Genomic DNA, 4913 nt, shown 5'->3' on the forward strand with positions numbered 1-4913 from the left:
GCCCCGAAAAGCAACCAGGCTCTCTTGGAACCCATTCGCCACCGGAAAGTCGCGGCATAGCTTTCACCAGATTGGGCTGGCGATACAGAAGCGGGTACAGATGTCAAGGCAGACAAGGTATCGTTAAACAAAGTCTTATTAATTTTTGTAACTAAAGTTTATCTTATTAAAGATATCACAAAAAATATCCCCCCCTGGGGCATTTTTTTATTTTATCGTAGTTTCTCAGGATTGGGAATAGGGTACTTGGTAGTAGGGGTAGGGGTATTAACAACTAGCGGCTACCTACTCCCCAGATAGGCTATGCTCGATCGCGTGTGCTGAGAAGAAAACATGGGTTTATCAAAACATCAACTTTTCACCTTTGCTGGCACAAGTTCTGCCAGCGCTCTTTTAGCTTTATTTCTAAACGCTCTGGGCACACATCTCTCAGCGGCGGCGACGCTTGAAGAAGCAGCGACTCCACCAGCTGCACAGGTAAATATAATTCAAGCGATCGTATTAGGTATGGTGCAAGGTTTAACCGAGTTTTTGCCCATCAGCAGTACGGCTCATCTTAAAGTCGTACCTGTAGTGCTGGGGTGGGGAGATCCCGGTGTCGCCTTTACAGCCGTAATCCAACTGGGTAGTATTGCCGCCGTGCTGTGGTATTTTTGGAGAGACTTGACAAATATCACAATCGGTGCAATTGAAGCGATCGTCACCAAAGATTACGATTCCCAAGACTTTCAAATCGGGTTGGGAATTATTCTGGGAACCATACCGATTGTTTTCTTCGGATTACTCATCAAAATCCTGATTCCCGACTTCGATAACTCACCTATGCGGAGTTTAGCAGTAATCGCCACAGCCTCGATCGTCATGTCCGTGTTGCTGGGCATTGCAGAAAAACTGGGAACCCGCAAGCGCAAATTTAACGCCTTGGGAGTCAAAGATGGAATATTGATGGGATTAGCAGAAGCAATGGCATTGGTTCCCGGTGTATCGAGATCCGGTTCCACCCTGACAGCTGGGTTATTCATGGGTTTAGAACGAGGAACGGCGGCGCGATTTTCCTTTTTGTTAGGTATCCCAGCCATTACCTTAGCTGGATTGGTTGAACTAAAAGATGTCGTCAAACAAGGGTTAGGCGACGCCGGACTGATTTCGGTAATAGTTGGCGTCATCTCAGCGGCAATTTTCTCATATCTAGCGATCGCCTGGTTGTTGCGCTTCCTGCAAACGCAGAGTACCTGGGTGTTTATTTGGTATCGCTTGCTGTTTGGCGTGGCCATCTTGGGAGCGATCGGCACTGGATTACTGCAAAATAGCTAATAGGATAGTCAGTAATCAGTACTTAGTGGAATAACATCTGACCGATCGCAACTGACAACTGACAACTGACAATTACCTATGAGCGAAACTTCTATTAGTCCTGCCTTAATTACCAAAGTTATCCCCAACTCGATTGCAGCTGAAATTGGGTTTGAAGCGGGCGATCGCATCGTTTCTATCAATGGCGATCGTCCCCGCGACCTCATCGACTATAAATTTTTATGTGCCGACGAATTTCTCGAACTCGAAATATTAGACGCAAAAGGTAAAACTCATCATATTGAAATTGAGAAAGACTACGACGAAGACTTAGGATTGGAATTTGAAACAGCCCTATTCGATGGCTTAATCCAGTGCAACAACCGCTGTCCCTTCTGCTTCATCGATCAACAGCCACCCGGCAAACGCAAATCCCTCTATCTTAAAGATGATGACTATCGACTCAGTTTCCTTTATGGCTCCTATTTAACCCTAACCAACCTCACCCAAAAAGAATGGAATCGCATTGAACAAATGCGCCTATCTCCACTCTACGTATCTGTTCACGCCACAGAACCAGAAGTGCGAATTCGCCTCCTCAAAAATCCTCGTGCCGGACAAATTTTAGAACAGCTAAACTGGTTTAAAAAGCGGCGTCTGCAAATACACGCCCAAGTCGTTGTTTGTCCCGGAATTAATGACAGCATTCATCTAGAAACAACACTCCGCGACTTAGCAAAATTCCACAAAGGAGAAATTCCCGCCGTCGCATCTGTCGCAGTTGTCCCCGTTGGTTTAACCCGCTTTCGCCCAGCAGAAGATGAATTAACACCAGTCACACCAGAAAAAGCACGAGAAGTAATTTCTCAAGTGCAGAAACTTCAGGCAGAACTTCGCAAAAAAAACGGGACAAATTGTGTTTGGTTAGCCGATGAATGGTTTTTAATCGCAGGTGAAGAACTACCGCCAGAATCTCATTATGAAGAATATCCACAAATAGATAATGGCGTCGGTTCCATTCGCCTATTTTTGCGAAAATTTGAGTTAGCGGCCCAAAAATTACCTCTCCAAGTTTCCCCACAGCGAAAATTTACCTGGGTAGTGGGAAACGCAGTTGAATTAGCATTTCAACCGATTTTGCAACGACTCAATCAAGTGGAAGGATTACAAGTGAATATGGCAGCTTTTCCCAGTAGGTATTGGGGTCAGAGTATTACAGTTACAGGTTTGCTCACCGGTCAAGATTTGCTGGAAAACTTGCAAGGAAAAGATTTGGGAGATGGGATATTATTGCCAGCTTTGATGTTGAAGCATGGAGATACTAAATTTTTGGATGATATGACAGTTGAGGAATTAGCTGATAAGTTGGGGACAAAGATTTTACCAGTGTCGGGTGTTGAGGGTTTAATTGAGAGTTGTGTGGGGTATGGGGCAGGCAGGATGCCCACCCCACAAGAGGCAGGCAAGATGCCTGCCCCACAAGAGTAAAAAAATTTATTTTCTCTCCTCTACCCAAAAGACGGAGGAGCAGGGTTCGGTCAATAACCCAGATGTTTCAGCTAGGTTTTCTGGTTAGTTACAAGCCCCATCCCAAGAGTGGGTGGGGCGGTTGACTGTTTCTCTCTTGTGGAGGAGGTATCTTGCTTGCTACAAATATTTAAAAGTTATTTCTGGGAATGAGCAGGCATTTTGCCTGCCCTACAAAAGTACAAATTGTTGCTTTCTCTTGTGGAGCAGGCATCTTGCCTGCTTATACCAGCGGGACGCCCGCCCCACAAGAAAGGTATATTCATTTGTTTGAGGAAAGGAGCGAGACTGGAAACTATGTCCCACCCCACAAAAAAAGAATCTCTATTTCTTCTCTCTTGTGGGGTGGGCGTCCCGCCCGTCCAAGCCTTTTGGCTCAACACCTCAGACTCGCCTCTGCTTATTTATCAGGATCGGATTTGAATTTTTATGCGTGAGGGTCAGTAATTCTCACAAAACTTTACAAAAGGCCAGAGATTGAAAAGTGATGATTTGTTGCCAGATTAAACAGCTTCCCACTAAGGGATTCACCACTCCCGCAAACTCCTGATGGCTACAGGTTATATTTTTTACATTGGGATCATTATAAACCAATATGTAAAAAAAATTATATTTAATTATTTTTTAATTAGTTAAATTTAATTAAATCTGCTTCAGTGTGTGGGATGGCTGATTTTCAGCTGCGCTCATATACCACAGCAGTAGCCAAGTGCGATCGCCTATTTAATCATAAACTGCTCTAAGGGCAAATTATCGCCATATCCAAAACAAAACCCATATTTTATGCCTAAACCAGCCGATATCGGCAGCAAGCGCTTGATTAGTCTGGCACCCGACCGTTGGGTACAATGGGTAACTCAAATTCCCGATGTCCAAGTGCGAGATATCATCACCTCGGAATTCCAGTGGGTAAGTCGCGAAAGTGATGTACTGGTAACTGCCTATACTCCCCAAGATGGCGAATTTCTCGTACTCAACGAGTTACAGTTACGTTACAAATCTCAAATGCCTCAGCGCATGAGAGCTTATGCTGCACTGGCAGAAGAACGTTACAACAAACCCACTTATCCGGTACTGATTAATATCCTAGCGCCATCACCTTCAGTAGTAATTCCCACTCGCTACGAGTCCCAATTTAGAGGCTTAACCGCCCGTCAAGACTATCATGTAATTAACCTCTGGGAAGTAGACGCGGAAATAGCCTTTCAACAATCCCTTCCCTCCCTTATCCCCTTTGTACCCGTACTCAAGGGAGGCGGTCAAGAGTCCGCAGTCCGACAAGCTTTGGAGGTTTTGCGAACTGACCGAGAATTAAGCGATTTAGAACCCCTACTGGCCTTTTTTGCTAGCTTCGTATTAGAAATTCCTCTAGTTCAGCAAATCATGAGGTGGGATATGGCAGTGTTACGGGAATCACCCTGGTATCAAGAAATTTTGCAGCAGGGTATGCAGCAGGGTATGCAGCAAGGTATGCAGCAGGGTATGCAACAGGGTATGCAGCAAGGACTGCTTTCCGGTATTGCTTTGGGTTTAGAATTAAAATTCGGCATCCAAAGTTTAGAACTCATGCCAGAAATTCGTCAAATTGAAGATGTGGCAAAATTAGAGGCGATTCAGTCAGCAATCAGGACGGCGAACAGTCTGGATGAAATGCGTCAAATACTGTAGCTCGATTGATGAATTTACAAGTTGCTGGCGAAAACTTTTGCATAGCTTGGGGGAAGCATATCGCCTGTTCGCTTGCTTAGCCAATTTAACTCCGAGTATGTTGATATTAAGACTTACGCAGTCGCTCATAAAAAATTTCTATATTTAGTAGGGTCAATTCATGAGTTCACCCTACATTTAACTCCTCTGCGTAAGTCCTATATCTTCTAATTATCATGCAACGAGTTTTTGGCAACTACTTTCTTAATCAACAGATCGATCGCAATTGATTAAACCACAAATATATCTGCTTTAATATTCAAAAACCCTCTGTCTTTTGCAACCATAACCATAACCATAACCATAACCACAATGGGCTACATCCACATCATTCGCGACTTTTACTCTTTTCCAGAACAAGTTAACCGCACCATACGCATCTTTAC

At 44.3% G+C, this 4913-nt stretch carries 3 protein-coding genes; all 3 read left to right on the forward strand.

From position 1 onward, the window contains the following. The first annotated feature begins 333 nt into the window (after positions 1–333). The 3 genes from H6S82_RS18220 (at position 334) to H6S82_RS18230 (ending at position 4488) form a co-directional block, all read left to right on the forward strand. A complete protein-coding gene (locus H6S82_RS18220; protein WP_190468422.1) occupies positions 334–1314 on the forward strand; it encodes an undecaprenyl-diphosphate phosphatase in 981 nt (326 codons plus the stop codon). A 78-nt stretch (positions 1315–1392) separates the two neighbouring features. Continuing rightward, on the forward strand, positions 1393–2781 hold the full coding sequence (locus tag H6S82_RS18225) for a TIGR03279 family radical SAM protein (RefSeq protein WP_190468420.1): 1389 nt from the start codon (positions 1393–1395) through the stop codon (positions 2779–2781). Positions 2782–3603: 822 nt separating this feature from the next. Beyond that, positions 3604–4488 (forward strand): Rpn family recombination-promoting nuclease/putative transposase, encoded by an 885-nt coding sequence (locus H6S82_RS18230; protein WP_190468417.1) that lies wholly within the window; start codon positions 3604–3606, stop codon positions 4486–4488. Positions 4489–4913: the final 425 nt, after the last annotated feature.

Origin of the sequence: Planktothrix sp. FACHB-1355, assembly GCF_014748295.1 — a bacterium.
Lineage (GTDB): Bacteria > Cyanobacteriota > Cyanobacteriia > Cyanobacteriales > Aerosakkonemataceae > Aerosakkonema > Aerosakkonema funiforme_A.